The organism is Comamonas sp. MYb396 (assembly GCF_037479555.1).
Taxonomy (GTDB): Bacteria; Pseudomonadota; Gammaproteobacteria; order Burkholderiales; family Burkholderiaceae_C; genus Comamonas.
This window is the reverse complement of record NZ_JBBGYU010000008.1, coordinates 215,582-239,576: the sequence shown is the minus strand read 5'-3', so window position 1 is coordinate 239,576 and position 23,995 is coordinate 215,582. Positions and strand designations below refer to the sequence as shown.

Annotated in this window: 23 protein-coding genes; 15 read left to right on the top strand and 8 right to left on the bottom strand. The window is 63.0% G+C overall.

Annotated features, from left to right (window positions below; all coding sequences use genetic code 11):
• Positions 1–10: 10 nt before the first annotated feature.
• From WH265_RS18675 to WH265_RS18635, 9 genes are all read left to right on the top strand, one after another.
• Positions 11–808: an enoyl-CoA hydratase/isomerase family protein gene (locus WH265_RS18675; RefSeq protein WP_339559263.1), complete on the top strand. Its 798-nt coding sequence runs from the start codon at positions 11–13 to the stop codon at positions 806–808.
• A gap of 47 nt (positions 809–855) precedes the next feature.
• Positions 856–1,857, top strand: coding sequence for an NAD(P)H-dependent flavin oxidoreductase (locus tag WH265_RS18670; protein WP_339559262.1), 1,002 nt, complete (start codon positions 856–858; stop codon positions 1,855–1,857).
• 5 nt (positions 1,858–1,862) lie between these two features.
• Positions 1,863–3,503 carry a class I adenylate-forming enzyme family protein gene (locus WH265_RS18665; RefSeq protein WP_339559261.1) on the top strand — a complete coding sequence of 547 codons (1,641 nt, stop codon included), beginning with the start codon at positions 1,863–1,865 and terminating at the stop codon, positions 3,501–3,503.
• Between the two features lie 14 nt (positions 3,504–3,517).
• Positions 3,518–4,324 carry an enoyl-CoA hydratase/isomerase family protein gene (locus WH265_RS18660; protein ID WP_339559260.1) on the top strand — a complete coding sequence of 269 codons (807 nt, stop codon included), beginning with the start codon at positions 3,518–3,520 and terminating at the stop codon, positions 4,322–4,324.
• A 9-nt stretch (positions 4,325–4,333) separates the two neighbouring features.
• Positions 4,334–4,855 carry a MaoC family dehydratase gene (locus WH265_RS18655; protein ID WP_339559259.1) on the top strand — a complete coding sequence of 174 codons (522 nt, stop codon included), beginning with the start codon at positions 4,334–4,336 and terminating at the stop codon, positions 4,853–4,855.
• Positions 4,855–5,829 (top strand): NADPH:quinone oxidoreductase family protein, encoded by a 975-nt coding sequence (locus WH265_RS18650; protein WP_339559258.1) that lies wholly within the window; start codon positions 4,855–4,857, stop codon positions 5,827–5,829. Before WH265_RS18655 ends, WH265_RS18650 begins: the two co-directional genes overlap by 1 nt.
• Before the next feature lie 163 nt (positions 5,830–5,992).
• Positions 5,993–7,300: an MFS transporter gene (locus WH265_RS18645; RefSeq protein WP_339559257.1), complete on the top strand. Its 1,308-nt coding sequence runs from the start codon at positions 5,993–5,995 to the stop codon at positions 7,298–7,300.
• A gap of 317 nt (positions 7,301–7,617) precedes the next feature.
• Entirely contained in the window at positions 7,618–8,214 is a 597-nt protein-coding gene (locus WH265_RS18640; protein WP_339559256.1) for an NAD(P)H-dependent oxidoreductase, read from the top strand.
• Entirely contained in the window at positions 8,211–8,813 is a 603-nt protein-coding gene (locus tag WH265_RS18635) for a TetR/AcrR family transcriptional regulator (protein ID WP_339559255.1), read from the top strand. Before WH265_RS18640 ends, WH265_RS18635 begins: the two co-directional genes overlap by 4 nt.
• A gap of 15 nt (positions 8,814–8,828) precedes the next feature.
• Here WH265_RS18635 and WH265_RS18630 read toward each other — a convergent pair whose 3' ends face one another.
• Positions 8,829–9,173, bottom strand: a complete 345-nt coding sequence (locus WH265_RS18630) for a hypothetical protein (protein ID WP_339559254.1) — start codon at positions 9,171–9,173, stop codon at positions 8,829–8,831.
• A gap of 559 nt (positions 9,174–9,732) precedes the next feature.
• Here WH265_RS18630 and WH265_RS18625 point away from each other — a divergent pair.
• The 3 genes from WH265_RS18625 (at position 9,733) to WH265_RS18615 (ending at position 10,904) form a co-directional block, all read left to right on the top strand.
• The gene (locus WH265_RS18625) at positions 9,733–10,137 is read left to right on the top strand and encodes a hypothetical protein (protein ID WP_339559253.1); all 405 of its coding nucleotides are present in this window, start codon (positions 9,733–9,735) and stop codon (positions 10,135–10,137) included.
• Positions 10,109–10,477 (top strand): hypothetical protein, encoded by a 369-nt coding sequence (locus tag WH265_RS18620; protein WP_339559252.1) that lies wholly within the window; start codon positions 10,109–10,111, stop codon positions 10,475–10,477. The genes WH265_RS18625 and WH265_RS18620 overlap by 29 nt, the downstream gene beginning before the upstream one ends.
• 88 nt (positions 10,478–10,565) lie before the next feature.
• Positions 10,566–10,904, top strand: a complete 339-nt coding sequence (locus WH265_RS18615) for a hypothetical protein (RefSeq protein ID WP_339559251.1) — start codon at positions 10,566–10,568, stop codon at positions 10,902–10,904.
• A gap of 159 nt (positions 10,905–11,063) precedes the next feature.
• On the opposite strand, the gene WH265_RS18610 is transcribed toward WH265_RS18615, so the two are convergent.
• The 5 genes from WH265_RS18610 to baeS form a co-directional block, all read right to left on the bottom strand.
• On the bottom strand, positions 11,064–11,381 hold the full coding sequence (locus WH265_RS18610) for a hypothetical protein (RefSeq protein ID WP_339559250.1): 318 nt from the start codon (positions 11,379–11,381) through the stop codon (positions 11,064–11,066).
• 713 nt (positions 11,382–12,094) lie between these two features.
• A complete protein-coding gene (locus WH265_RS18605; protein WP_339559249.1) occupies positions 12,095–12,685 on the bottom strand; it encodes a hypothetical protein in 591 nt (196 codons plus the stop codon).
• Positions 12,686–12,937: 252 nt separating this feature from the next.
• Positions 12,938–13,255, bottom strand: a complete 318-nt coding sequence (locus tag WH265_RS18600; protein ID WP_339559248.1) for a toxin-antitoxin system YwqK family antitoxin — start codon at positions 13,253–13,255, stop codon at positions 12,938–12,940.
• Between the two features lie 289 nt (positions 13,256–13,544).
• The gene (locus tag WH265_RS18595) at positions 13,545–14,246 is read right to left on the bottom strand and encodes a response regulator (RefSeq protein WP_339559247.1); all 702 of its coding nucleotides are present in this window, start codon (positions 14,244–14,246) and stop codon (positions 13,545–13,547) included.
• Positions 14,243–15,610, bottom strand: coding sequence for a sensor histidine kinase efflux regulator BaeS (gene baeS / locus WH265_RS18590; RefSeq protein WP_339559246.1), 1,368 nt, complete (start codon positions 15,608–15,610; stop codon positions 14,243–14,245). The genes WH265_RS18595 and baeS overlap by 4 nt, the downstream gene beginning before the upstream one ends.
• A 164-nt stretch (positions 15,611–15,774) precedes the next feature.
• Here baeS and WH265_RS18585 point away from each other — a divergent pair, with 164 nt between their 5' ends.
• The 3 genes from WH265_RS18585 to WH265_RS18575 are packed head-to-tail and all read left to right on the top strand — an operon-like array spanning position 15,775 to position 21,674.
• Complete coding sequence (locus WH265_RS18585; protein ID WP_339559245.1) at positions 15,775–17,025, top strand: efflux RND transporter periplasmic adaptor subunit; 1,251 nt, start codon at positions 15,775–15,777, stop codon at positions 17,023–17,025.
• A gap of 9 nt (positions 17,026–17,034) precedes the next feature.
• Positions 17,035–20,181 (top strand): efflux RND transporter permease subunit, encoded by a 3,147-nt coding sequence (locus WH265_RS18580; RefSeq protein WP_339559244.1) that lies wholly within the window; start codon positions 17,035–17,037, stop codon positions 20,179–20,181.
• Positions 20,178–21,674, top strand: coding sequence for an efflux transporter outer membrane subunit (locus WH265_RS18575; protein WP_339559243.1), 1,497 nt, complete (start codon positions 20,178–20,180; stop codon positions 21,672–21,674). The genes WH265_RS18580 and WH265_RS18575 overlap by 4 nt, the downstream gene beginning before the upstream one ends.
• Positions 21,675–21,703: 29 nt before the next feature.
• Here WH265_RS18575 and WH265_RS18570 read toward each other — a convergent pair whose 3' ends face one another.
• Positions 21,704–22,708 (bottom strand): hypothetical protein, encoded by a 1,005-nt coding sequence (locus WH265_RS18570; RefSeq protein ID WP_339559242.1) that lies wholly within the window; start codon positions 22,706–22,708, stop codon positions 21,704–21,706.
• A 254-nt stretch (positions 22,709–22,962) separates the two neighbouring features.
• Positions 22,963–23,892, bottom strand: a complete 930-nt coding sequence (locus WH265_RS18565) for a LysR family transcriptional regulator (RefSeq protein ID WP_445228265.1) — start codon at positions 23,890–23,892, stop codon at positions 22,963–22,965.
• Positions 23,893–23,995: the final 103 nt, after the last annotated feature.

Here is a 23,995-nt window from a genome sequence, read left to right as displayed (position 1 = left end):
AGCGCCTGCGATGACCTATCCCGACCAGAACCCCGATGGCAGCGTGCTGCACTGGCGCAACGGCGCCGTGGCCCATATCCGCTTCAACCGCCCCCAGGCGCTCAACGCCATTGACCGTGGCATGGCAGCCGCCTTTCACCAGGCCTGCCAGGACATCGCCGCTGACCCGCTGGTGCGCGCCGTACTCATCACAGGCGAGGGCAGGGCCTTTATGGCCGGAGGCGACCTCGATGAAATGCGCGCCGATCCGCAGCAGGCCGCAGCAACGCTGATTGCCGGCATGCATGGCGGCATCCGCCTGCTGACCGCCTTGCAGGCCCCCGTGGTCTGTGCGGTGCAAGGCGCGGTGGCGGGGGGCGGCCTGGGGCTGATGCTGGCCTGCGACCTGGCGATTGCTGCCGAGGGCACGCGCTTTGGCGTGGCCTATCCGCTGATCGGCGCAAGCTGCGACTGCTCCACCTCCTGGGGCCTGCCGCGTGTGCTGGGCCTGCGCAAGGCGATGGAGCTGGCGCTGCTGGGCGACACGGTGGAGGCGGCCGAGGCCCTGCGCCTGGGCCTCGTCAACCGCGTGGTCGCCAAGGATAGCCTGGCAGCCGAGGCCGAAACCCTGGTGCAGCGCCTGGCCCAGGGCCCCACGCATGCGCTGGGCCATATGAAGCAGCTGCTGCGCAGCGCCTTGGAGCGCGGGCTGGACGCCCATCTGGACAAGGAAGCGGAGAGCTTTACCCAGTGCGCCGGAACGGCCGATTTTCAGGAAGGCATCAGCGCCTTCCGCGACAAGCGCGCAGCGCGGTTTCAAGGCCGCTGAGCCGTTGATCGATCAACCCATTCATGAACGCAAGCCACAGGCATCCTATGAAGACACGTATTACGCAATTGCTGGGCATCCGCTACCCCATCATCCAGGGCGGCATGCAGTGGGTGGGCACGGCGGAGCTGGCCTCAGCCGTCTCCAACGCCGGCGGCCTGGGCGTGCTGACGGCGCTGACCCAGCCCACGCCCGAGGCGCTGGCACGCGAGATCGCCCGCTGCCGGGAGATGACGGACCAGCCCTTTGGCGTGAACCTGACAATTCTGCCCTCGGCCAAGCCGCCCCCCTATGAGGCCTACCTGGATGCGGTCATCGACAGCGGTGTGCGCGTGCTGGAGACCGCCGGCAACAGCCCCGTGGCCTTTATCGAGAAAGCCAAGCGCGGCCATATGCGCATCGTGCACAAATGCACCAGCGTGCGCCATGCACTGTCGGCCGAGCGCAATGGGGTCGATGCCGTCAGCATCGATGGCTTTGAATGCGCCGGCCACCCGGGCGAGGACGATGTGGCCGGCCTGGTGCTGATCCCGCTGGCCGCCCGCGCGCTGCGCATTCCGGTGATCGCATCGGGCGGCATTGCCGATGGGCAGGGGTTGGCCGCAGCACTGGCCTTGGGCGCCGAGGGCGTGAACATGGGCACGCGCTTTTGCGCGACGGTCGAGGCACCGATCCACGACGACATCAAGCGCGCGCTGGTCAACGCTGGCGAGCGCGATACCCAGCTGATCTTTCGCAGCTTCCGCAACACCGGCCGGGTGCTGAAAAACGCGATCTCGGACCAGGTGGTGGCCACCGAGCGCCGGTCCGGCGGCTGCGAGTTTGCCGAGATCCACCCGCTGGTCGCCGGCCAGCGCGGCCGCGCTGCGCTGCACAGCGGCGATGTCGATGGCGGCCTGGTCTGGGCCGGCCAGGTGGTGGGCCTGGTGAACGATGTGCCCAGCTGCGAAGCGCTGGTGCAGCGCATGGTGGCCGAGTGCCAGGAGGCGCTGGCCAGCGCCGCGCGCCGCGCTGGCATGCCCGAGGCAGCCGTGCTGCAGGAGGCTTGATGACCATGACCGCGTCCACCCCCGTCACTACAACCACCACCCCCATCCCCACAACCACCCCCCAGCTGCGGCTGGAAACCCATTACGACCAGCGTGTGATGCGCTGCTTTGCCGAGCGGCCCAACGATGTCATCCGTATGTGGCTGCAGGCCGCCCGGCGCCAACCTGAGGCCGAGGCCCTGGTCTGCGGCGCGCAGCGCCTGAGTTGGGCGCAGCTGCAAGACCAGGTCATGCGCGTGGCGGCTGCGCTGCGCGCACGCGGTGTGGCCAAGGGTGACCGCGTGGCGCTGCTGCTGGGCAATGGCCCCGAGTTTGTCATTGCCTCCTATGCCACGATGGCCATCGGCGCGGTGGTGGTGCCGCTGAGCATCCGCGACCAATCGGCCGGCATTGGCTACATCCTGCGCGACTGCGAAGCGGTGGTGCTGGTCCATGACGCAGCGCTGGGCGCCGTGGTGGCCGGCAGGGGCGAGACGCCAGCGCTGCGGCACCAGGTGGTGGTGGGCGGCGCGCCCGATGCCGCCCAGGCCTTTGCGCAGCTGCTGGCCCATGCGCCGCTGCCGCAGTGCGAGGCGCTGGATGAGGAAGACCTGGCGATGCTGGTCTACACCTCGGGCACCACCGGTTTCCCCAAGGGGGCGATGCTGACCCACCTGGGCATTGTGCATACCATCCTGCACTACGCGCAGGCGCTGGGTCTGGATGCCTCGGTGCGGGGCTGCGCGGTAGTGCCGCTCAGCCATGTCACCGGCCTGGTGGCGTTGATGGCGGTGACCCTGGGCCTGGGCGGCACCCTGGTGGTGGTACCGCATTTCAAGGCGGCCGAGATGCTGCCGCTGGCCGCCCAGGAGCGCATCAGCTTCACGATCATGGTGCCGGCGATGTACCAGTTGCTGTTGCTGCAGGAGAACTACCGCCAGCATGACCTGTCGCACTGGACCGTGGGCGGCTTTGGCGGCGCGCCGATGCCGCCCGAGACCATCGACCGGCTGGCGCAGTGGCTGCCGGGTCTGCGCCTGTCCAACTGCTATGGCGCGACCGAGACCACGTCGCCCGTGGCGGTGATGCCCGCGCAGCTGACGCGCGAGCATCTGGCCAGCGTGGGCCTGGCGCTGCCTTGCGCCGATATTGCGGTGATGGACGACGATGGCCGACCCTTGCCGGCCGATGAGGTGGGCGAGCTCTGGCTCAAGGGCCCGATGGTGGCCAAGGGCTACTGGAACAACCTACAGGCCACGCAGGAGAACTTTGTGGCTGGCTACTGGCGCAGCGGCGATGTGGGCCGCATGGACGCGCAGGGCTTTGTCTATGTGATGGACCGGCGCAAGGACATGCTCAACCGGGGCGGCTACAAGATCTTCAGCGTGGAGGTGGAGAACGCCTTGTGCGAACACCCCGATGTGCTGGAGGCCGCCGTCGTGGCCAAACCCTGCCCGGTGCTGGGCGAGCGCGTGCATGTGTTTGTGACCTTGCGCGACGACAGGCACACCGAGGCCGAGGCGCTGCGCCGCTTTTGCGCAGAACGCCTGGCCGACTACAAGGTGCCCGAGAGCTTCACCATCAGCCGTAATCTGCTGCCGCGCAATGCCAACGGCAAGCTGCTCAAGCGCGTGCTGCGCCAAGAGCTGCTGGCCGCCCAGGCTTGAAGGAGGGCGCCCGCATGCCAAATGATGCCGCTACCCTGGAATCCCTGCAGCCGGGCATTGCCTTGCTGCGCCTGACGCGTGCCACGCGCCTCAATGCGCTGAGCCTGCCCGATCTGCAGTTTCTGCATGCGCTGCTGGATGCCTGCCTGGCGGATGCGAGCCTGCGCGTGCTGGTCATCAGCGGCGAGGGGGAGGGCTTTTGCGCCGGGCTGAACCTCAAATCCTTGCTGGACGAGAACGGGCAGCTGCCGGCCACCGTGCGCGAGAACATGGACTTGCAGCAGAGCTTTGCCGGCCTGGTGCAGCGCCTGCGCGAGACCAGCGTGGCGGTGATCGCCGTTGTCAACGGCGTGGCAGTCGGCGCCGGCATGGCGCTGGCCTTGGCGGCCGATGTGCGCTTTGCCGCGCAGCAGGCGGCCTTCCATGTGGGGGCCATCAAGATCGGCATCACCGCCGGCGAATGCGGCATCAGCTACCACCTGCCGCGCCTCATTGGCGCGGGGCGCGCCTTTGAGCTGATGCTGAGCGGCCGGCCCGTCGCTGCGGACGAGGCGCTGCGCATAGGCCTGGTGAGCGAGGTGCTGCCTGCTGCCGAGCTGCTGGAGCGGGCCTTGCAGTGCGCGCGCCAGATCGCCGCCCATGCGCCGTATGCCACCGCCCACACCAAGCGTCTGATGTGGCAAAACCTGGACGCCCCGAGCCTGGCCGCAGCCATGGAGCTGGAGAACCATGCCCAGGTGCTGGGCCTCATGACCGAGGATTTCCAGGAAGCGGTGCAGGCCTTTTTGCACAAGCGCAGCCCCGTGTTCATGGGGCGCTAAGGAGGCGATATGAACGATTTACGGAACCCGCCCGCCCAGGACCCTGGCCTGCAGGTGCCCGCCTGCCAGAGCGTGGACGATCTGCAGGCGCTGACCGGCACCGAGCTGTATGTCAGCCCTTGGGTGGAGGTGGACCAGACCCGCATCGACCGCTTTGCCGAGGCGACCGGGGATTTTCAGTGGCTGCATGTAGACCCGGCGCGCGCGGCGCAGGAGTCCGGCTTTGGCGGCACGATTGCGCATGGCTTTCTCACGCTGTCGCTGCTCGGCAAGCATTACGAGGACTTTATGCCCGGGCTGCTGCCGTTTTGCGACCTGGGCATCAACTACGGCCTGAACCGGGTGCGCTTTATGCAGCCGGTGCGGGCGGGCAGCCGGGTGCGCAGCCGCTTTGTGCTGGCGGAGCTCAGCCTGGTGGCCGGCGGGGTGCAGATGCTCTTCAACGCCACGGTAGAGCTGGAGGGCCAGAGCAAACCGGCCTGTGTGGCCGAGTCGGTGGTGCGCCGGATGTTCAAGCAAGGAGGCGCGTGATGAAGGCCGTCGTCTGCGAACAGTTTGGCCCGCCATCGGCGCTGCAGCTGCGCGATCTGCCTGCGCTGCAGCCCGCGCCCGGCGAGGTGGTCGTCGCTGTCAAGGCGGCCGGCATCAACTACCCCGACACCCTCATCATCGAAAACCGTTACCAGTTCAAGCCGACACTGCCGTTCAGCCCTGGGGGCGAATTTGCTGGCGTGGTCGAAGAGCTGGGTGCCGACGTGCAGGGCGTGCGCCAAGGCCAGGCGGTGATCGGCTTTGTGGGCTGGGGCGCGTTTGCGCAGCAGATCTGCGTGCAGCCTGCTGCGCTCTTCCCCATGCCGGCCGGCCTGCCGTTTGAGGTGGCGGGCTCCCTCTTGATGACCTATGGCACGGCCTACCACGCGCTGCGCGACCGGGCAGACCTGGCAGCGGGCGAGACGGTGCTGGTGCTGGGCGCAGCAGGCGGTGTGGGCATTGCCTGCATTGAGCTGGCCAAGGCCCTGGGCGCAAGGGTGATTGCGGCAGCCTCGTCGCCGCAAAAACTGGCCGCCTGCCGCGCGTATGGCGCGGATGAAACCATCGACTACGAACGCGAGGACCTGCGCGAGCGGCTCAAGGCCATCACCGGTGGGCGGGGCGTGGATGTGGTCTGCGATGTGGTGGGCGGGCGCTTCAGCGAACCGGCCCTGCGCAGCACCGCCTGGCGCGGGCGCTTTCTGGTGCTGGGCTTTGCCGGGGGCGAGATTCCGCGCATCGCACTCAATCTGCCCTTGCTCAAAGGCTGCGCCATCGTTGGCGTGTTCTGGGGCGACTACCTGCAGCGCGAGCGCGCCCATGTGGTGGCAGACATCGAGGCGTTGGCCGAGCTTTACACCCAGGGGCGGCTGCGGCCGCTGATTTCCCAGCGCTTCTCGCTGGAGGAAACGCCTGCTGCGCTGGAGGCCGTGCGCCAGCGCCAGGCCATTGGCAAAGGAGTCGTCGTGCCCTAGCACCTACCCACCCCAGCATTTCCCGGTTTCCGTCTTGAACACCGGTGCCACGAGACAAGGGGGCAATAAAGCCCTCGGCGCCGATGTGAACCCCGGGGTGGCCCTTTGAACAGGTTCTCAGGCAGCTGCCCTTATCCAAACCACCTTTCCGAATGGATGAATCATGACGAATGCGAACACCTTGAGCGCTGACATAGCAGCGCAGGCCAGCGAGAGCGGAGCACCCGCCGATGCCAAACGCGCAGCGGTTTCGGGTTTTGTGGGCACCTTGATCGAGTACTACGATTTCAGCCTCTACGGCTATATGGCGGTGGTGATTGCGCCGCTGTTCTTCCCCAGCGGCGACCCCACGGTATCGCTGCTGGCCGCACTGGCGGTGTTTGGCACGGCCTACTTTGTGCGGCCGCTGGGCGGCATCGTGTTTGGCCATATCGGTGACAAGTACGGCCGTAAGACGGCGCTGCTGGGCACCCTCATTTGCATGGGCATTGGCAGCACCTTGATGGGCCTGCTGCCGACCTTTGAGCAGATGGGCTACTTTGCCACCGCCTTGCTGGTGCTGGTGCGGCTGCTGCAAGGCTTTTCGGCCGGTGGCGAAGTAGGGGGCTCGGCCACCTTTATCTCGGAGTCATCGCCCCCGCACATGAAGGCCACCTTTGGCGCCTTCACCCCCATGGGATCGACGGGCGGCTTTGCCGTGGCAGCAGCCGTGGCCGGTGCGGTCACTGCACTCACCACGCCCGAGCAGATGAGCGCCTGGGGCTGGCGCATTCCCTTTTTGCTGGCGCTGCCCTTGACCCTGCTGTGCATCTGGGCCCGCACGCGCGTGCGCGAAACCTATGAGGGCAAGCCCGAGAAGAAGGAGCATTCGCCCATTGGCGCCGTCTTCCGCCTGCAAACCAAGGCCTTGCTGCAATCGACCGCGATCAGCGCCGCCACCAATGGCACGGCCTACATCGGCCTCACCTACATGAGCATCCACCTGGTCAAGCAGCTGGGCTACCCCGCTGGCAATGTGTACTGGGTCGCCACCTTGGCCATTGGCCTGTCTGCGCTGCTGATGCCGCTGGGCGGCTATATCGGCGACCGCATAGGCCTGCGCCGCCTGATGCTCGTGGGCCTGATCGGCTACATCATCCTGACCTACCCGATGATGGGACTGATGGAGCGCAGCTTGATGGTTGCCGCCTGGGCCTATGTGGTGCTGATGCTCAACACCGTCGCCACCCAGGTCAGCGCCTACACCTTGCTGCCCTTGCTGTTCCAGCCCCAGTACCGCTACACCGGCGTTGCCACCGGCTGGAATTTCGGCGTGATCATCGCCGGCGGCACCGCCCCCTATGTGGCTGTGAAGCTGGTGCAGATGACCGAGAACCGGCAGTCGCCCGCGTATTTTGTGATTGCCGCGGCCATTATTGGCCTGATTGGCGTGCTATCGATCCGCCGCGATACGGCGCGTTCGGTGACCTGAGGACGGGTGGAAACATTGGGTGGCCTGTTGTAGCAGGCGCCCTCAAGCAAAGGCTGCAAGCTGGGGTTTGCAGCCTTTTTTAATGGGGCAAGGCATTGGTGCAGATGCGGTGCCCTTGGGCTTGGCGACCAGACTTTTCAGTAAATACCGTAGGGCTTTCAGCACCGCAGGAGTGTTAAATACTAAAGGTATCCTACTCTTGGTATGTTATCGACTTGACCTAAAAATGCTGCGGCACATCTGTTGGGCGCGCGCTTCGGTCAAGGTCACCTTCGGTCTGGATAAGACCTCCCCTGCCACACACCCCAGGAGTTTCCATGCATGCATTGATCGTCGTCGCCCATCCCGAACTCTCCTCCCTGACCCATGCGGTGGCGGCCGAGCTGGCCCAGGGCATCAGCGCCGCCGATCCGCAGAACAGCTTTGAAGTGGCTGATCTCGCAGCCGAAGGCTTTGACCCCCGGCAGACTGCGGCTGACCTGGCCTACTTTCGCAACCAGGGCCCTTTGCCGGCCGAAATCGCTGCCGAGCAGGCGCGCATAGACCGGGCCGATGCGCTGGTACTTGTCTATCCGGTGTACTGGTGGTCTTTTCCGGGGCTGCTCAAGGGCTGGATCGACCGGGTCTTCACCAACGGCTGGGCCTATGACCATGAGGAGCGCGGCATTTTGCAGCGCCTGCCGGTGCATCTGGTGGCGCTGGGGGCCGCTGGCAGAAAGACCTATGCCAAACGCGGCTACGATACGGCGATGAAGACGCAAATCGAGCACGGCATATTTGACTACTGTGGCGCACGGGTCGTCAGCGCCAGCTTGCTGAGCCAGGCTGACGAGGGCTTTGCGCAATCGCATTTTGACGAGGCACGCCGCATCGGCGCGGCGCTTTTTGCGGCCGAGACCACCACCTCGCCATGACTGATACCACTGCTACGACAGGCCCCCGCAAGCGCTTTACCAAGGAGCAGCGCCTGGCGCAGCTGCTCGATGTGGCCTGGCAGCTGGTTGCCAGCGAAGGCACCGATGCGCTCAGCCTGGGGCGCCTGGCCGAGGCGGCGGGCATCACCAAGCCAACGGTGTATGACCATTTCGGCACGCGCCAGGGCTTGTTGGCGGCCTTGTACCGTGATTTCGATGCGCGCCAAAACCAGATCATCGACGCCGCCATCGCCGCCAGCGGCCCAACGCTGCAACAGCGGGCCGAAGTGATTGCCAGCAGCTATATCGGCTGCTGCCTGGCCGAGGGCCGCGAGATCCCCGGTGTGCTGGCAGCGCTGCAAGGCTCGCCCGAGCTGGCCCAGCTCAAGCGCCAATGCCAGCTGGGGTTTCTGGACAAATGCCAGGCAGCATTGGCGCCCTGGGTCGCTACGCCAAGCCTCCCCAAGGCCAGCCTCTGGGCCATGCTCGGCGCGGCCGATGCGCTGTCGCAGGCGGCGATGGTGGGGGACATCACCGCTAGCCAAGCACAGGATGAGTTGCGGGACATGGTGGTGTTGCTGGCGCAGCGGGGGCCATAGCTCTCTTGAGAAGATTTAAACCATCTGCGATCCGGCCTCATCTTGCGGATAGATAACCACAAAGTCGGATAACACATCAGCATTGTCGAAGGGCGAAGCACCCACTCTCGCAACCATTGCCAAGCGATTGCCTAAAACTTCTTCATTCTCCAGAGCGTTGATCACCACAGGAATCACTGCCTCCAAATCATCTGCCTCCATGAAGATGAGCAGTCCGTCTGCTCCATCTTCGTAGTCGAAGCCATCAGGCCTCAACAGGCCATTCGACAGCTCATGCAATCTGTCAGGGAGCTCATAGCGAATGTCCAGATCTGGATTAGACAAAAGTTGAGGGTTAAGTCGAATCAACAGCGACGGCATCTTTATCAGCCCCTACAGAGTTAGTTCAGAGAAACAAATGGTGAATGCCTCAAACGGGTCGGTCTGCGGCAGTTGCTGAACGAGCCTGAGCAGCGATCGAGCCAGAAGCTCCAAAGCCGTCGTTCAGTTAGGCGGCATGTTCAACGCTGAGGAGTCCAACGGGCTGAAGGACCCTCCGACTATGAATTTTGGAGCATGAAGCCTGGTTGTGTGGCGACCGCCATCCGCAGCTTGTTGTCCAGCATATGTTCGATTTCCACCTGCCTAATGGTCTAGCGGATGCCGCAAGCAGTTTCTTTTTGCAAACATGCTCTCCCTTTGCTTTCTAGGCCAGCTCAGTGCGTAAGCTATAGTGTTAGTAACGAATTCGCTAGCGGATCTCGTCCAGCAACCGTGTGACGTGATAAATAAAGAGAAAGTTTTGGGCAACCGCTCCGTGCGAGGTGCAGATGTTTACACTGAAGGAAATAGCTATCATACAAGCGTCTGGCCCAACATTGTGTTCAACCCTGACGGCATCGTTGCCGGTTAACTTATGCGTTAGGCTTTGGGGAATCAAATGTCTTTAAGCTTTTATGCGCTGCTTCCGCCAAATCAAAAGGCCTTCTCTCTTGAGCAAATTCAAGAAGCGTTGGCCCCGCTATTGAGCTCCCAATCAAAGCCTAGCTTTGATTTTGAAGATTCTCCATTTGGGGGTAAAAAAAATCTTCTTGTGGTGCTTCCTGGTTGGTGGGTTCGATTCTTTAAAGAGCAAGATGAATATGTCCTCTCGGATTCAGCTCACATTGCAGAAATCACTGCTGGAGCACCCAGTTGGGTAAAGAGCTGTGGCAATCGTATTCGCGTCTTGTTTGGTGAAGACCCTTCAAGAACATATACCAATGAAGTCCTTTTCATTTCTGATTGGCTAACACAAGAAGCTAAAGCAGCGGTTTATGTCCCGGAAGAAAAAATTTTCTGGTAGTCGTCCATCGCTCCGTCGCCCACCTTACATTCGCTTGATGAAAGTTGCAAAGATTTGGGCGGCCGATGTGTACCGTGATGGTGGTTCATATGGATTTTGCTTTGATTCCGATGATGGCAATTGGTATGAGCTCTTCTTGGGCACTCGGGCCTTTGAAATTCCGACGGCGCAAGAAAGCCATTTCCCCCCGGTGATCTTTTTAGAAAGCGTCAATGACAAGAAACCAGTGCGACATCTAAGCTGGGAAGAGGCAATGGATTTCGTTGCCCCGCTACGGTTTAATAATGAGCGCTTTAAAGAGCTTGTGTCCATCATTGAGCGAAGTGGCAAGTCAGTATGAAATCAAAAGCGCTTAACAAGTCATCGCAGTTGCCTCTGGCTGGCGACGCCGTCCGGTCGGCTGCATTTCAACGTTGGACGACCCACCTATGGCCTATACCGAATTCAACCTAATTTCAAATTGTGCAGCCGCGTCCGATGGCGGCTCGCTCTGGCTAAGCCTATCGGGCGCTGGCGGTGAGGTAGGATTCACACTTGTGCGCTCAATTGCCTCACGCAACACGCCAGTTTACGGCAGCGTCATTTCCGAGAACGGTCTGCTGTCGCCGGAGGATGTGAAGCACTTGTGTCGTCGGCTTAACGAGTTGCAGCACTCAATGCCGATGTGCAGCGACCTTGTTCGTGGGTTTGTCGAAGCGGCGCTAGAACGTGCCGCCCAACCAGTGGTTCAAGCTGTCGGTCCTGCCAACGACAGGTCCGCGTTTTAACCTGGCGTTGAATGTAACTCTTCATTCCTTCAGCTACGGCTGATGGCCGGTCCGCGACTGTCGCAGACCTACCCAATGAGGGCCTTCACGCAAAGCAAAAGCAGCTATTCTCCCCACCATCGGCTCGTCCATGGACCGACGTTGATTTTGAGTATTTGGCTACCTTGCTGCTACCGACTTGGCCAGTCTGGCTAACATTATTTCAGCCATTTCGGAGGGGCAGCGGCGATAGGATTCGGTGAGCAATGCATCGTAGGCATAAGGCAGGCTTTCAATGCCATGGACAATCAACCAAAGGACGCCTGCGCCATCGTCGCCAGGAAATCTTTCAAATACGCCGAAAAGAACTGGCAAAGACTCTGGCGGTGGAGTTCCGAGTGACCACAACTCCCCAAGTAAGTCGTCGAGTGCTAGCCAATGACCATCCACGGGATGGAACTGGTCGATGTCATGAAGTACTTGTGCTGCTTGGCGCATTGGCTTGAAAGTCTCTGTTAATGGAAGCCGCGTACATGGGCCGTACGTTGGTAGCATCGCGTGACTGATTCGCTATAGCTGAGTGTCACGGATGCGGTATGTGCTGCGAAAAACAGGTCTTTCAGTTAATTATTTCAGCCAGCTATCTGTGTCTCGGTGGAGGCACAAACCTGCGGTGTCGAACTCATCCGTTGACGCACCATGAGGGCTGCCGACAAACCGGAGCGCGACATTGACGGCTCCTTCCGAGAGGAGTGGTAACCCCAGCGATTTGCCATCTGAGTAGAGAGCGTGCGCCTGTATCCCGACTCCACCAAAAAACTCTGCCTCAATGTACGCGAGTGAACAGCCAAGACTCAGCCGTTGACATAGTTCGTGGAGTTGAACTGGAAGTCCTTGGTTTCCTTCATCTGTCAGAGGGAGAAAGGGAAGATGTAGAGCTTTTCGCGCATCGACTCCGAGAGGTACAAGCGCCACATCGGTCTGTAGATGAACCACCTTCAGCGGCTGAGGTAACTCCCTGGGAAGCGAGCCGGACTTAGCAATGATTGCTTGGAGCGTATATGCCATTTCAATCCAAATTTTTGTTCAGTGGTCGCAGTGGGTTCGTATTGTGTACTTCTGCTTCTGGCCGAATTGAGGCATCGTACCAGCAGCGCCAATTGGCTGCGCATGAATGTTGCGGCTCGACCCTGAAGAGACATTCGGTGTAGCTAAAGAAGGTGCTCGTAGAACTTCTCGAGTTCACAATAAGTAGTCAAGGCCTTAAGCGGAAAAATCTCCCATGGCGCTTGTTCACGCATGTTCGGAAGCTCACTAACAATCTTCGCCTCTATGTCGGGCTTGACTCTTTGCCGCCAGTCCAGAACTTGACCCCAAGTAGAAGTCCCATTTAGGTGTATAGGAAATCGAGGCTCCTCAATGGCTGTCACAAAAGCAGCGGGGAATAGGCGCTTGTAGGCATTTAAGTTGTAAAGCCAAGAGACACCGCGCACAACTTTTGCATGTGGCTGGAGCAGGCTGATTTCTGCAAACATGGCCTTCAGCTCGCACCTTCTTTCGGCGATTCTTTCTTGCGACAGGGGGCTGCTTTGTTGATTCAGCGGCGGCAAGAAATGAATGCGCACAACGCCTTCAACATTGGGCGGTTCGTACGAAAAACAACCAAAGGCAGAATTGCTGGAGTTGGAGCTATAAAACGCATGAAGGTGAACACACTTGTCCACTATGGCTACCAAACTAGATGAATTCGTATCTGCGAAATTCAGCAAGTTGTTCCAAGCTTTTTCGCCTTCGACTCCCATTAGGTTCAAACGTCGGCGCAAGTTCGTGCAACTGGAGATGGCAGCTGCAAACGATATGTGGGCTACCGAAGATTAGCGGCCTGCAAATCTCAGTTGAAGGGTGAAATAGTCCTCTAACATCGGCTTAAGAACTTCAAAGAACGGCTACCAGGTTTTCAGCAACGTGCACCAAGTACCTGCGATTGAAAAAAAATTTCAATGACTGCACACTGGCCGGATTGTGCCACTTGCTTGAACGGCAGCAACTGGCCGTCAGCGCTCACGCCCGACTGATGGCTGTTCTACGCCGTCAGCACCCCAGAAGCGCCATGTCCCCACTTCCTCGCCATGCTGGTAGCTACCTTCTGATGCTGGCTGGCCGTTCTCATGGAATTCACGCCACAGGCCGTGTTCCACACCCTGGACGTAGCTGCCTTCGGAACTCACTACGCCGTTCTCGTGGTACGCCACAAACAAGCCGTGTCGCACCCATCGGGTTCCGTCTGGTGCCAGGAAACGGCTGTATCGGAACTTGGGCCTTCCTGAGGCATAGGGAATTTCGGCGATGTTCAGCTCAGCTTCTGTGGGCATAGCGAGGGCTTCCACTGGGGATGGGTGATGCAATGTTGGCTCAACGACGAACCACCGTTGGTGGCTGTGAGCCGCCCATCCTACCCTCGAATGGGCAAGGTTCACCAACGGTGAGGGCCGCCAGCCACCCGACTGGCGCAGCCGCAAACGCACAGGTCGGTGAAGGCTTGTAGTGGCAGCCACTCCATGGGCATGCAGTCCGCCATGCCGCAAGATCCATCAGAACCGACTGGTGGCCAGCTCGGCTGCTGACACAGATGGCATCGACCTCCGTAGCGATCACGATGCTTCAAGCGGCGGCATCCCCTATCTCCAACCGGTACCCCACACCGTAGATCGAAGGCACCGGGTCGCCGCCGCCGCCGGCCTCACTGAGCTTGCGGCGCAGATTGCGGACATGGCTGTCCACGGTGCGGTCAGTGATGATGCGGTGATTGTCGTAGAGATGGTTCATCAGGTGGTCGCGGGACCAGACCCGGCCGGGGGTCATGGCCAGAATGCGCAGCAGCCGGAACTCGATGGGAGTCAGGTCCAGCCACTGGCCATGCAGGGCAGCACGGTGGGCCTGCTCATCGATCTGGATGGTGCTTGTGTGCTGCTGGGGCACGTACTTGTGGCGGCGCAGAACGGCCTTGATGCGGGCGATCACCTCGCGCGGACTGAACGGCTTGCAGATGTAGTCGTCGGCGCCCACTTCCAGGCCCAGCAGCCGGTCCACTTCTTCGACGCGGGCGGTGACCATGATGACGGGCACGGCGCGGATGGCGCGGATATCGCGGCACAGCGCAATGCCGTCGCGGTTGGGCAGCATCAGGTCCAGCAGCACCAGATCGGTATGGCGCTGCTGGAAGCTGTCCATCACCATCGCGCCGTCGGCAATCCACTGGCTGCTGTAGCCGGCTGCATGCAGGTAGTCGCAGACGACGCTGGCCAGGCGCGGCTCGTCCTCGACGACCAGCACATGCTCGCTGATGGGGGGCGACGGGTTCATGCGGCACCTCGGGGCAGTTCGATGGCGATGCGCAGGCCGCCAAGCGGGGAGGTCTCGGCGCGGATGCTGCCGCCATGCGCTTCCACAATGTTGCCGCAGATCGCCAGGCCCAGGCCGCTGCCGCCGCTGGCGCGGTTGCGTGAGCCTTCGACGCGGTAAAAGCGCTCGAACAGCCGTGACAGCTGCGCATCGGGCACCCCGGGTGAGGAATCCTCGACGCATACCTGAACCCGGTCGCCCAGCAGCTGCGAGCGCAGCACGACCGAGCCACCGGCTTGGGTGTAGCGCAGGGAGTTCTCCAGCAGGTTGGACAACAGCTGCTGCAGGCGCCGCTCGTCACCCTGGATCACCAGGTCCGCCTGTGCCGGCTCAAAGGCCAGCGTCAGCCCGGCATGGTCAAAGCGCGTGCGCAGATGGGTCACGGCCTGCTCCAGCAGCGGGTTCAAGGACAGCGCCGTCAGCCGGTAAGTGAGGGCGCCCGATTGGGTCATGGCCAGGTCGTGCAGGTCGTCGATGAGCTTGCCCAGACGCCGCACCTCGTCCTGCAGCGGCTCCAAGGTGGCTTTGGTCATCGGGCGGATGCCGTCCTGCATGGCCTCAATCTCGGCGCGCAGCACGGCCAGGGGCGTGCGCAGTTCGTGGGAGATATCGGCCATAAAGCTGCGGCGGTTCTCCTCGGTGCTTTCCAGCGCCGCGGCCAGGCGGTTCACATCCAGCGCCAGGCGGCTCAGCTCGTCATTGCCTGCGGGCTGGAGCCGCTCGCGGTAATCGCCCGCTGCCAGGCGGTGGATGCTGCGGGTGACATCGCGCATGCGCCGCAGCAAGGCCCCCGAGACCAGCCAGGCCAGCGCGGCAGCCACGGTTACGCTGGCCAGGCCATTGACCCAGCGCGCGCGCAGCTGGGCCTCATAAAAGCGCATGTCGCCCGCGTCGATCACCCGCTGAAACGGCACCATCACCAGCGATCCCACGGTCTGGCCATCTACGGCGACGGGCATGCGTATCGCATCGCTGCCGGCATTGGGATTGCCCATCACCAGCTGGTTGTGCAGGTCCAGCAGTGCAAAGCGCAGCACGGCGCCGGTCTGGTCCGAGACGGGTGGGGCGCTTTGAGGGCTGAGTGGGCGCATAAAGGAGAACCAGACCTCGGGCCGGCCGCGCACAAAATCCCAGGAGCCATGGGCTTTGTAGGCATTTTCGATGGCAGGCAGCACCTCGCGCATGCGCTCCACGCCCTGGTCGTTGAGGTAGCCCATAAAGTCGCGCTCAAAGCTGATGCGGCTGGCAATGCCGTTGACGGTGAGCACCGCCGCACAGGCGGCGAGGATGGCGATGAACAGTTTGGCGGAGATGCCGAGCTTCATGAAGGCGGATGGGTAAAAGAGGGACGGAAAAATGCAGGCGATGGCTGTATTGGGCCGCAGTCCTGCCCCAAGCACAAGCGGTATCCCCATGGGGCTGGCGATCTTCGGATTTCCTGCACATTTGATTTTTAGCATGCCCCTCCATCGCACCTATCTGGAGCCGCATGCTGAAACGATCCTTCTCTTCTCTCACTTTGCCCTGCCGCTGCTGCCTGCTGCTGGGCGCCCTGGCGCTGAGCGCCTGCCGCAGCGATGCACCGCCGGCCCCGTCCACCCCAACGGTTGGTGTGCAGGCGGTGACCACGCAGCGGCTGGATATGCAGCAGTCGCTGCCGGGTCGCACCGTTGCCTACATGGTCTCCGATGTGCGGCCCCAGGTGGGCGGCATCATCCGCAAACGCCTGTTTACCGAAGGGCAGCAGGTGAAGGCCGGCCAGGCGCTGTACGAGATCGACCCGCGCTTCTACCAGGCCGCCTATGACAATGCGGCCGCCACCCTGGCCCAGGCGGAGGCGAGCGTGCTCTCGGCCAAGCCCAAGGCGCAGCGCTACAAGGAGCTGCAGCAGATCGATGCCATCAGCGAGCAGGACAGCGACGATGCGCTGGCCACCCTGCGCCAGGCCGAGGCCGCTGTGCTGGCCGCCAAGGCATCGCTGCAGACGGCGCGCATCAACCTGGATTACACCCGCATCACGGCGCCGATCGCAGGGCGCATTGCGACTTCCAGCTACACGCCGGGGGCCTTGGTCACCGCCAACCAGGAGAGCGCGCTCACCACCATCCAGCAGCTCGATCCCATCTATGTGGATGTGGCGCAAACCAGCGCCCAGCTGCTGGCGCTGCGCAAGCAGATGGACAGCGGCGCGCTCAAGGCAGTGAATGGCAAGACGCAGGTGCAGATCGTGCTGGAGGATGGCAGTACCTATGCGCATCCAGGCACCCTGGAGTTTGTCGGCACCTCGGTAGGCACCGGCACCGGCAATATCACCTTGCGCGCGGTGGTGCCCAACCCCAGCGGCCTGCTGCTGCCCGGCGCCTATGTGCGGGCCGTGCTGCCGTTGGCGGTGAATGAGCATGCCATCCTGGTATCGCAGTCGGTGGTGAGCCGCAACACCCGGGGCGAGGCCGTCGTCAAGCTGGTGGGCAGCGACGACAAGGTGAGCGAGCGCGTGGTGCAGGCGGGCGAGGCCATCAAGGACCAGTGGGTCATCACTGACGGGCTGCAGGCGGGTGAGCGCCTGGTGGTCGAAGGCGGCAGCAAGGTGGCTGCCGGTGACTCGGTGCAAGTGCGGACGGTGCAGGCGCAGCAGCAGGCGCAGGCGCCAGCGCAGCAGAACGCGCAGGTAGAAGCCCAGGCAGACAGCGCCCTGCAAGCGCAGGCCGCGGGCCATTCGGCATCCACGTCCCAACGCTGAGGTCCAGCCATGGCACGTTTTTTTATTGACCGGCCCATCTTTGCCTGGGTCATCGCCATCGTCATCACGCTCGCGGGCGCGTTGGCCGTCTTCACGCTGCCGGTGGAGCAGTATCCGGATATCGCGCCGCCCAGCGTATCGATCCGCGCCACCTACACAGGCGCCTCGGCCGAGACCACCGAGAACTCGGTCACCCAGGTGATCGAGCAGAACATGACCGGCCTGGACAACCTGCTGTACATGTCGTCCAGCAGTACCTCGTCGGGCAGTGCCCAGGTCACCTTGACCTTTGCCTCCGGCACCGATCCCGATACCGCCCAGGTGCAGGTGCAGAACAAGCTGCAGCAGGCGCAATCGATGCTGCCTGATGCGGTGCAGAGCACCGGGGTGACGGTGACCAAGGCCTCGGGCAATATCTTTTTGGTGCTGGCTTTCACGTCGAGCGACGGCAGCCTGGACGCCACCGATATCGCCGACTACATGGTCTCGACCTTGCAGGACCCGATCAGCCGGGTCTCCGGTGTGGGCAATGTGCAGGTCATGGGCTCGGAGTACTCGATGCGCATCTGGCTGGATCCGGACAAGCTGCGCACCTATTCGCTGATGCCCTCCGACATCACCGCCGCCATCAGCGCGCAGAACTCGGATGTCTCTTCGGGCTCGCTGGGTGCGCTGCCCTCGGTGCAGGGCCAGCGGCTCAGCGCCACCGTCAATTCGCGCAGCCGCCTCAAGACGGTGGATGAGTTCAAGGCCATCGTCGTCAAGTCCGACACCTCGGGCGCTGCCATCCGCCTGTCGGATGTGGCCCGGGTCGAGCTGGGCAGCAAGTCCTATTCCGCCGTCAGCAAGTTCAACGGCAAGGCGGCCGCCGGCATGGGTATCGAGCTGGCATCCGGGGCCAATGCGCTGGATGTGTCGAAAGCGCTGGAGACCAAGCTGCAGGAGCTGTCGCCGTTCTTCCCCAGCGGGCTGAGCTACCACGTGGCCTACAGCACCACGCCCTTTGTGAAGATCTCCATCGAGGAGGTGGTCAAGACGCTGCTGGAGGCCGTGGTGCTGGTGGTGGCCATCATGTACCTGTTCCTGCAGAACTGGCGCGTGACCTTGATCCCTGCCATTGCCGTGCCGGTGGTGCTGATGGGCACCTTTGGCGTGCTAGCGCTGCTGGGCTATTCGATCAATACCTTGTCGATGTTTGCGATGGTGCTGGCCATTGGCCTGTTGGTGGACGACGCGATCGTCGTGGTGGAGAACGTCGAGCGCCTGATGAGCGAAGAGGGCTTGTCGCCCTATGACGCCACGCGCAAATCCATGGGCCAGATCACCGGCGCACTGGTGGGTATTGCGCTGGTGCTGACGGCGGTGTTCTTGCCGATGGCCTTCTTTGGCGGCTCCACTGGTGCCATCTACCGCCAGTTCTCGGTCACCATCGCCTCGGCCATGCTGCTGTCGGTGGTGGTCGCGATGACCTTGACGCCAGCGCTGTGCGCATCGATGTTGCAGCCCATTGAGAAGGGCGGCCATGCCAGCGTGCGGGGGCCGCTGGGGCGCTTCTTTGCCTGGTTCAACCGCCGCTTTGAGCGGCTGACGCAGCGCTACCATGGCGGCGTGCACCAGGTGGCGCGCCACCGCAAGCTGGGCCTGCTGGGCTATGCGGTGATCGTCTGCGCGATGGGCTTGCTGTTCTGGAAGCTGCCCACCTCCTTCCTGCCTGAGGAAGACCAGGGCATGCTGATGGTGCAGGTCAAGCTGCCGTCTGGCGCCACGCAGGAGCAAACGCTTACCGTCATGGACCAGCTGTCGGACTATGTGCGCCAGCAGCCCGAGGTGGATTCGCTGATGGCCGTGGCCGGCTTCAGCACCGGCGGCAGCGGCCAGAACTCCGGCATGGGCTTTGTGCGGCTCAAGGACTGGGGCGAACGCGAGTCGAACGCCGCCGCCATTGGCATGCGCATCACCCGCGAGATGTCGCAGAAATTCCATGACGCGCAGATCTTTGCGATGGCCCCCTCGGGCATTCCCGGCCTGGGGCAGAGCGCCGGCTTCAGCCTGGAGCTGCAGGACCTGGGTGGTGCCGGCCATGAGGCCCTGGTGGCCGCGCGCCAGCAGTTGCTGGCGCTGGCCGCCAAAAGCGACAAGCTGACGGCGGTGCGCTACGCCAGCCTGGAAGACGCGCCCAGCTTCGATCTCAAGATCGACGACGCCAAGGCTGGCGCGCTCGGCCTGAGCCAGAGCGACATCAACAGCACGCTGTCGACGGCGCTGGGCAGCACCTATGTGAATGACTTTGTCAGCCGGGGGCGGATCAAGAAGGTCTATGTGCAGGGCGAGGCCGACGCACGCATGCTGCCCCAGGACATTGGCCGCTGGACCGTGCGCAATGGTGACAAGGAGATGGTACCGTTCTCGGCCTTCTCCAACACCGGTTGGAGCTATGCGCCTGCATCGCTGGCGCGCTTTAACGGCTCGGCGTCGATGCAGATCAGCGGCCAGGCGGCCGAGGGCGTGAGCTCGGGCGCGGCCATGCAGGAAATGGCCCGCCTGGTGCAGCAGCTGCCCACCGGCATTGGCTATGCCTGGTCCGGCCTGTCCTACCAGGAGCAGCAATCGGGTGCACAGGCGCCGCTGCTCTATGCGGTATCGCTGCTCTTTGTCTTCCTGTGCCTGGCCGCGCTGTACGAGAGCTGGTCTATCCCGTTCTCGGTGATGCTGGCCGTGCCCATTGGCGTGGTGGGTGCGCTGATGTTCACCTCCTTGCGCAGCCTCAGCAACGACGTGTACTTCCAGGTCGGCTTGCTGGCCACGATTGGTCTGGCGGCCAAGAACGGCATCCTGATCGTCGAGTTCGCCAAGGAGCTGGAGGAGCAGGGCCGATCCCTGCTCGACGCCACGCTCGAAGCGGCCCGGCAGCGCCTGCGCCCCATCTTGATGACCTCGCTGGCTTTCATGCTGGGCGTGCTGCCCCTGGTGGTCAGCAGCGGTGCGGGCTCGGGCGGGCGGCATTCGCTGGGCACCGGTGTGCTGGGCGGCACCTTGGCCTCCACCGTGCTGGGCATCTTCTTTGTGCCGCTGTTCTACATCCTGGTGCGCAGCATCTTCCGCAACCCCCCGCGCCGCCAACCGGCTGCGCCAACCACCTCCGAGGTGACGCCATGACCGCCGCAATGCAGCGCTGCTTTCTCTCCCCCGCTTGGCTTAGTCCTTTGGTGGCCGCCATCGCGCTGTCGCTGGGTGGATGCGCCAGCATGGCGCCAGACTATGTGCGCCCCGCATCGCCCGTTGCGGCACATTTTGGCAATGGCGCCGTGGCGGCAAGCCAGGCCGACGCCAGCGCAGCCACGCCGCCGCTGGCCTGGCGCAGCGTTTACCTGGATGCACGGCTGCAGCAGGTCATTGCAATGGCGCTGGACAACAACCGCGATCTGCGCGTGGCCTTGCTCAATATTGAAAAGGCCAGGGCCCAGTACCGCATTCAGCAGGCCGACCTGTTGCCCACGGTGCAGGCCAGTGCCAGCCAGACCACCGCGCGCACCAGCGCGGCTGCCAGCGGCAGCGGGCAAGCCCAGGTGGGCCGCAGTGCCACGGTGCAACTGGGCTTGAGCAGCTGGGAGCTGGACCTGTTTGGCCGCATCCGCAGCCTCAGCGATGCCGCCCTGGCCAGCTACCTGGCCACCGCGCAGACCCAGCGCAGCACACGCATGAGCCTGGTCGCTGAGGTGGCAACGGACTGGCTCACGGTGGCCGCCTACCAGGAGCGGCTGGCGCTGGCCCAGCAAACCTTGCAAAGCCAGCGCGAGACCTTGCGGCTGACCGAGCGCAAGCACCAGCATGGCGCGGCCTCCGGCATCGATGTGCGCCAGGTACAGGCCAGTGTGGAGACCGCCCGCGCCGATGTGGCCAGCTACACCGCAGCCCTGGCCCAGGCCAGGAATGCGCTCGACCTGGTGGTGGGCGCCGCCGTTGCCGATCCCATGTTGCCGGCCGCACAAGGGGCCAGCAACAGGGATGCGCTCGCCTTGTCGCCGATTGCCGCCGAGCTGCCATCCAGCGTCTTGCTGCAGCGCCCCGATGTGCTGTATGCAGAGCAAACGCTGCAGGCCGCCAATGCCAATATCGGCGCCGCCCGTGCGGCTCTGTTCCCCAGCATCTCGCTGACCGCATCGGCGGGCAGCAGCAGCGATGCGCTGTCCGGGCTGTTTGGCGCCGGCTCCCGTACCTGGTCCTTCATGCCCAGCATCACCGTGCCGCTGTTCAATGCTGGCGCGCTGCAGGCATCGCTGGATGTGGCCCAGATCCAGAAGGATGTCACCGTGGCGCAGTACGAGCTGGCAATCCAGACGGCATTCAAGGAAACCGCCGATGCCCTGGTGGCCCGTGACCATATCGGCGAACAGCTCGATGCCCAGGCCGCCCTGGTGAGCGCCACTGAGCAGAGCTACCAGCTGGCCGAGGCCCGTTACCGCAAGGGCGTCAGCAGCTACCTGGAGGCACTGGACTCGCAGCGCTCGCTCTATAGCGCGCAGCAGAACCTGATCAGCCTGCGGCTGCAGGAAGCGGTGAACCGGGTGACGCTCTACAAGGTGCTGGGTGGCGGGGCGGATGCCACGCCAAGGGCCGCAGTGGCGGCTGGGGAGGCCACTGGTTCATAAGCTCCACTGGCCCCAGCCAGGGCGCCCCTTCAGTCTGCTTGGGGCGCGGGTGCTGCGGTTGCGGTCGCGGTCGCCGCTGCCGCTGCCGCTTGCAGCTTGGCCAGGTGGCGCTTTCGCAGGCTGTCCGGGGTCTGGTCGCACAGCTGCTGGGTGGCCGCTTGCAAGGTGGGCAACAGCACGCAGGCGCCCGGCGAGCTGCGGAAGGCCGTCTCCTGGACCTGGTGGACATAGTCCAGCTCGCCATCGCCTTTCTTGACGGTGTAGCGGAACTGGAATTGCGTGACGGCGGGCTTGTCCGCCAGCGAGCCGAGCACGGCCCCCAATATCCCGACCGCCAGGTTGACCCCGACGGAGTAGTTGTGTCCACCGCGAATCGCGCGGTCAATATAGGCGGCGCTGGCGACGGCGCTGCCAATGGCCGCGCCCGCGTGGGTGCCCGGTGTGGATTCATCGACACCTTGCACATCAATGATGGTGCCAAACTCTGCGGCTGCGAAGTAGTCGATGCTGTAGTTCGCTTCCAGCAGCTGGCGCTCCGGCGCAGCCAGGTCATCCCATACCAGGCGCGACAACTGCAGGGTGGGGCGCGGTGCCAGCAGGTACTTGTCCGATGGGCCCAGCGACACATCCTTGGACTGGTAGACGCTGGGCGCCAATTCGCCCTTGAGGTAAGCCCGGTACTCGCCCAGTGCCATCGTGCGCGAGCCACTGTGGATGCGCTCCACGGTCAGGTTGTCCCGGTTGACCGAGCACACCAGCGGATCGCCATCAGAGACCATGGCCACATTCACCGCCCACTGGTCCGACAGATGCTGGTTGCCATCGTTCTTGGCGTCAGTGGCATTCGGAAACTCAGCCAGGCAAATCGCCGCATATTTCTCAAAATTCCGGGCGGCTTCTCGGCGCGAGGTCTCCACATCCTGGTAGATCTTCAGCTGCTCATCCTGGGACATGCGTCCCTGGTAGGCATAAGGCGTGCATCCCCCCAGCAGGACAAGGCTGGCCGCTGCGATCGCAATCTGCGTGGTGTTCATGTGCTATTTGTTATTTGATGCTGGTTATTCGTTTGAATTCTTAGCGCGCAAAAGTCACGGGCATCGTTGCCTGGCCCGGTCACTGAGATACACCAAAGACGCATTGAATAAAAACGAATTTGGTCTTGAGGAACAGGAGTGCCATGCCCCATCCTAGCAGTATTTTTATTACATAAGCTTACGATGATGCGACTAAGGCGGCAGATGTTCAGCTGCAAAACGCCGCCATGCAGCCGTCTTTCTCTTTGGATGCCTTATGCGCCGCACAGCGCCGCCACCAACAGCCCCAGTGCGGCACTGCGCGGCGCGCCCTTGCGCAGCACCAGCTCATAGGGTTCGCTGCGCGATTGCAGGGTCAGATCGATGGTGCCGACCAGGCCATTGCGCGAGAAGTAGGTCGCGATGTCGTCGGAGACCAGGGCCACCAGGTCGTTGTTGCGGCCGAGCATGGTGACGGTGGCCAGGGCCGAGGTGGTTTCGATCAGGTGCGAGGGGAAGTGGAGTCCTGCTTCGTGGAACTCGCGCTCGAGCAAGCGGCGCATGGGCATGCGGGCGCGGTAGACCAGCCAGCGGCTGTCCTGCAGGTCCTGCAACTGCACGGCCTTGGCGCCCATCGCAGGGTGGCGCACGCTGGCAATCACCGACAGCGACTCCTGCTTGATGAACAGCGACTCATAGACCTCGGGCGTGCGGCTGACGGACGAGCGGCAGATGGCCGCATGGATCTGGCCGCGCTCGATCATGCCCAGCAGGGTTGCGCTGGTGTCCTCGATGATCTCCACCGACATATGCGGCTGGCGCGCGAGCACGTTCGACAGCGCATCGGACAGCAGCGGCACCGCGCCCATGATGGTGCCAATGGCCAGGTGGCCGCCCACGCCGCTGGCGATGGCATCGAGCTCAAAGCGCAGCTGGTTGATGTCCGACTGGATCAGGCGGGCAAAACGCAGTGCGCAGTGCCCGGCCTCCGTCGGGATTAACCCTCGGTTGGTGCGCTCGAACAGGTCCACCTGCAAGGTCGACTCCAGCTCGCGCAGCGCCTTGCTGGCGCCCGGCTGCGTGAGGCCGACTTTGTCCGCAGCGCCAAGCAGGGAGCCACTTTCCTCGATGGCGATGAGCAGGCGCAGCTGCTTGGCATGCAGGCGCGACATGACGGAATTGAGGCTGGGGATGCCGCTGGCCATGAATAAAAGTTATATCGGTATGGGAAGCCGTCAGTGTACCGAATGGGCTGCGCTGCCTAGACTTCGGGCCTTCTGATAGCAATGGATATAACTGGTAAAACGT

What these genes read in the sequence shown, in the direction of transcription:
- WH265_RS18675 (WP_339559263.1), top strand. Translation starts at nt 11, where the DNA reads ATGACCTATCCCGACCAGAACCCCGATGGCAGCGTGCTGCACTGGCGC.
- WH265_RS18670 (WP_339559262.1), top strand. Translation starts at nt 856, where the DNA reads ATGAAGACACGTATTACGCAATTGCTGGGCATCCGCTACCCCATCATC.
- WH265_RS18665 (WP_339559261.1), top strand. Translation starts at nt 1,863, where the DNA reads ATGACCGCGTCCACCCCCGTCACTACAACCACCACCCCCATCCCCACA.
- WH265_RS18660 (WP_339559260.1), top strand. Translation starts at nt 3,518, where the DNA reads ATGCCAAATGATGCCGCTACCCTGGAATCCCTGCAGCCGGGCATTGCC.
- WH265_RS18655 (WP_339559259.1), top strand. Translation starts at nt 4,334, where the DNA reads ATGAACGATTTACGGAACCCGCCCGCCCAGGACCCTGGCCTGCAGGTG.
- WH265_RS18650 (WP_339559258.1), top strand. Translation starts at nt 4,855, where the DNA reads ATGAAGGCCGTCGTCTGCGAACAGTTTGGCCCGCCATCGGCGCTGCAG.
- WH265_RS18645 (WP_339559257.1), top strand. Translation starts at nt 5,993, where the DNA reads ATGACGAATGCGAACACCTTGAGCGCTGACATAGCAGCGCAGGCCAGC.
- WH265_RS18640 (WP_339559256.1), top strand. Translation starts at nt 7,618, where the DNA reads ATGCATGCATTGATCGTCGTCGCCCATCCCGAACTCTCCTCCCTGACC.
- WH265_RS18635 (WP_339559255.1), top strand. Translation starts at nt 8,211, where the DNA reads ATGACTGATACCACTGCTACGACAGGCCCCCGCAAGCGCTTTACCAAG.
- WH265_RS18630 (WP_339559254.1), bottom strand. Translation starts at nt 9,173, where the DNA reads ATGCCGTCGCTGTTGATTCGACTTAACCCTCAACTTTTGTCTAATCCA.
- WH265_RS18625 (WP_339559253.1), top strand. Translation starts at nt 9,733, where the DNA reads ATGTCTTTAAGCTTTTATGCGCTGCTTCCGCCAAATCAAAAGGCCTTC.
- WH265_RS18620 (WP_339559252.1), top strand. Translation starts at nt 10,109, where the DNA reads ATGTCCCGGAAGAAAAAATTTTCTGGTAGTCGTCCATCGCTCCGTCGC.
- WH265_RS18615 (WP_339559251.1), top strand. Translation starts at nt 10,566, where the DNA reads ATGGCCTATACCGAATTCAACCTAATTTCAAATTGTGCAGCCGCGTCC.
- WH265_RS18610 (WP_339559250.1), bottom strand. Translation starts at nt 11,381, where the DNA reads ATGCGCCAAGCAGCACAAGTACTTCATGACATCGACCAGTTCCATCCC.
- WH265_RS18605 (WP_339559249.1), bottom strand. Translation starts at nt 12,685, where the DNA reads ATGGGAGTCGAAGGCGAAAAAGCTTGGAACAACTTGCTGAATTTCGCA.
- WH265_RS18600 (WP_339559248.1), bottom strand. Translation starts at nt 13,255, where the DNA reads ATGCCCACAGAAGCTGAGCTGAACATCGCCGAAATTCCCTATGCCTCA.
- WH265_RS18595 (WP_339559247.1), bottom strand. Translation starts at nt 14,246, where the DNA reads ATGAACCCGTCGCCCCCCATCAGCGAGCATGTGCTGGTCGTCGAGGAC.
- baeS (WP_339559246.1), bottom strand. Translation starts at nt 15,610, where the DNA reads ATGAAGCTCGGCATCTCCGCCAAACTGTTCATCGCCATCCTCGCCGCC.
- WH265_RS18585 (WP_339559245.1), top strand. Translation starts at nt 15,775, where the DNA reads ATGCTGAAACGATCCTTCTCTTCTCTCACTTTGCCCTGCCGCTGCTGC.
- WH265_RS18580 (WP_339559244.1), top strand. Translation starts at nt 17,035, where the DNA reads ATGGCACGTTTTTTTATTGACCGGCCCATCTTTGCCTGGGTCATCGCC.
- WH265_RS18575 (WP_339559243.1), top strand. Translation starts at nt 20,178, where the DNA reads ATGACCGCCGCAATGCAGCGCTGCTTTCTCTCCCCCGCTTGGCTTAGT.
- WH265_RS18570 (WP_339559242.1), bottom strand. Translation starts at nt 22,708, where the DNA reads ATGAACACCACGCAGATTGCGATCGCAGCGGCCAGCCTTGTCCTGCTG.
- WH265_RS18565 (WP_445228265.1), bottom strand. Translation starts at nt 23,892, where the DNA reads ATGGCCAGCGGCATCCCCAGCCTCAATTCCGTCATGTCGCGCCTGCAT.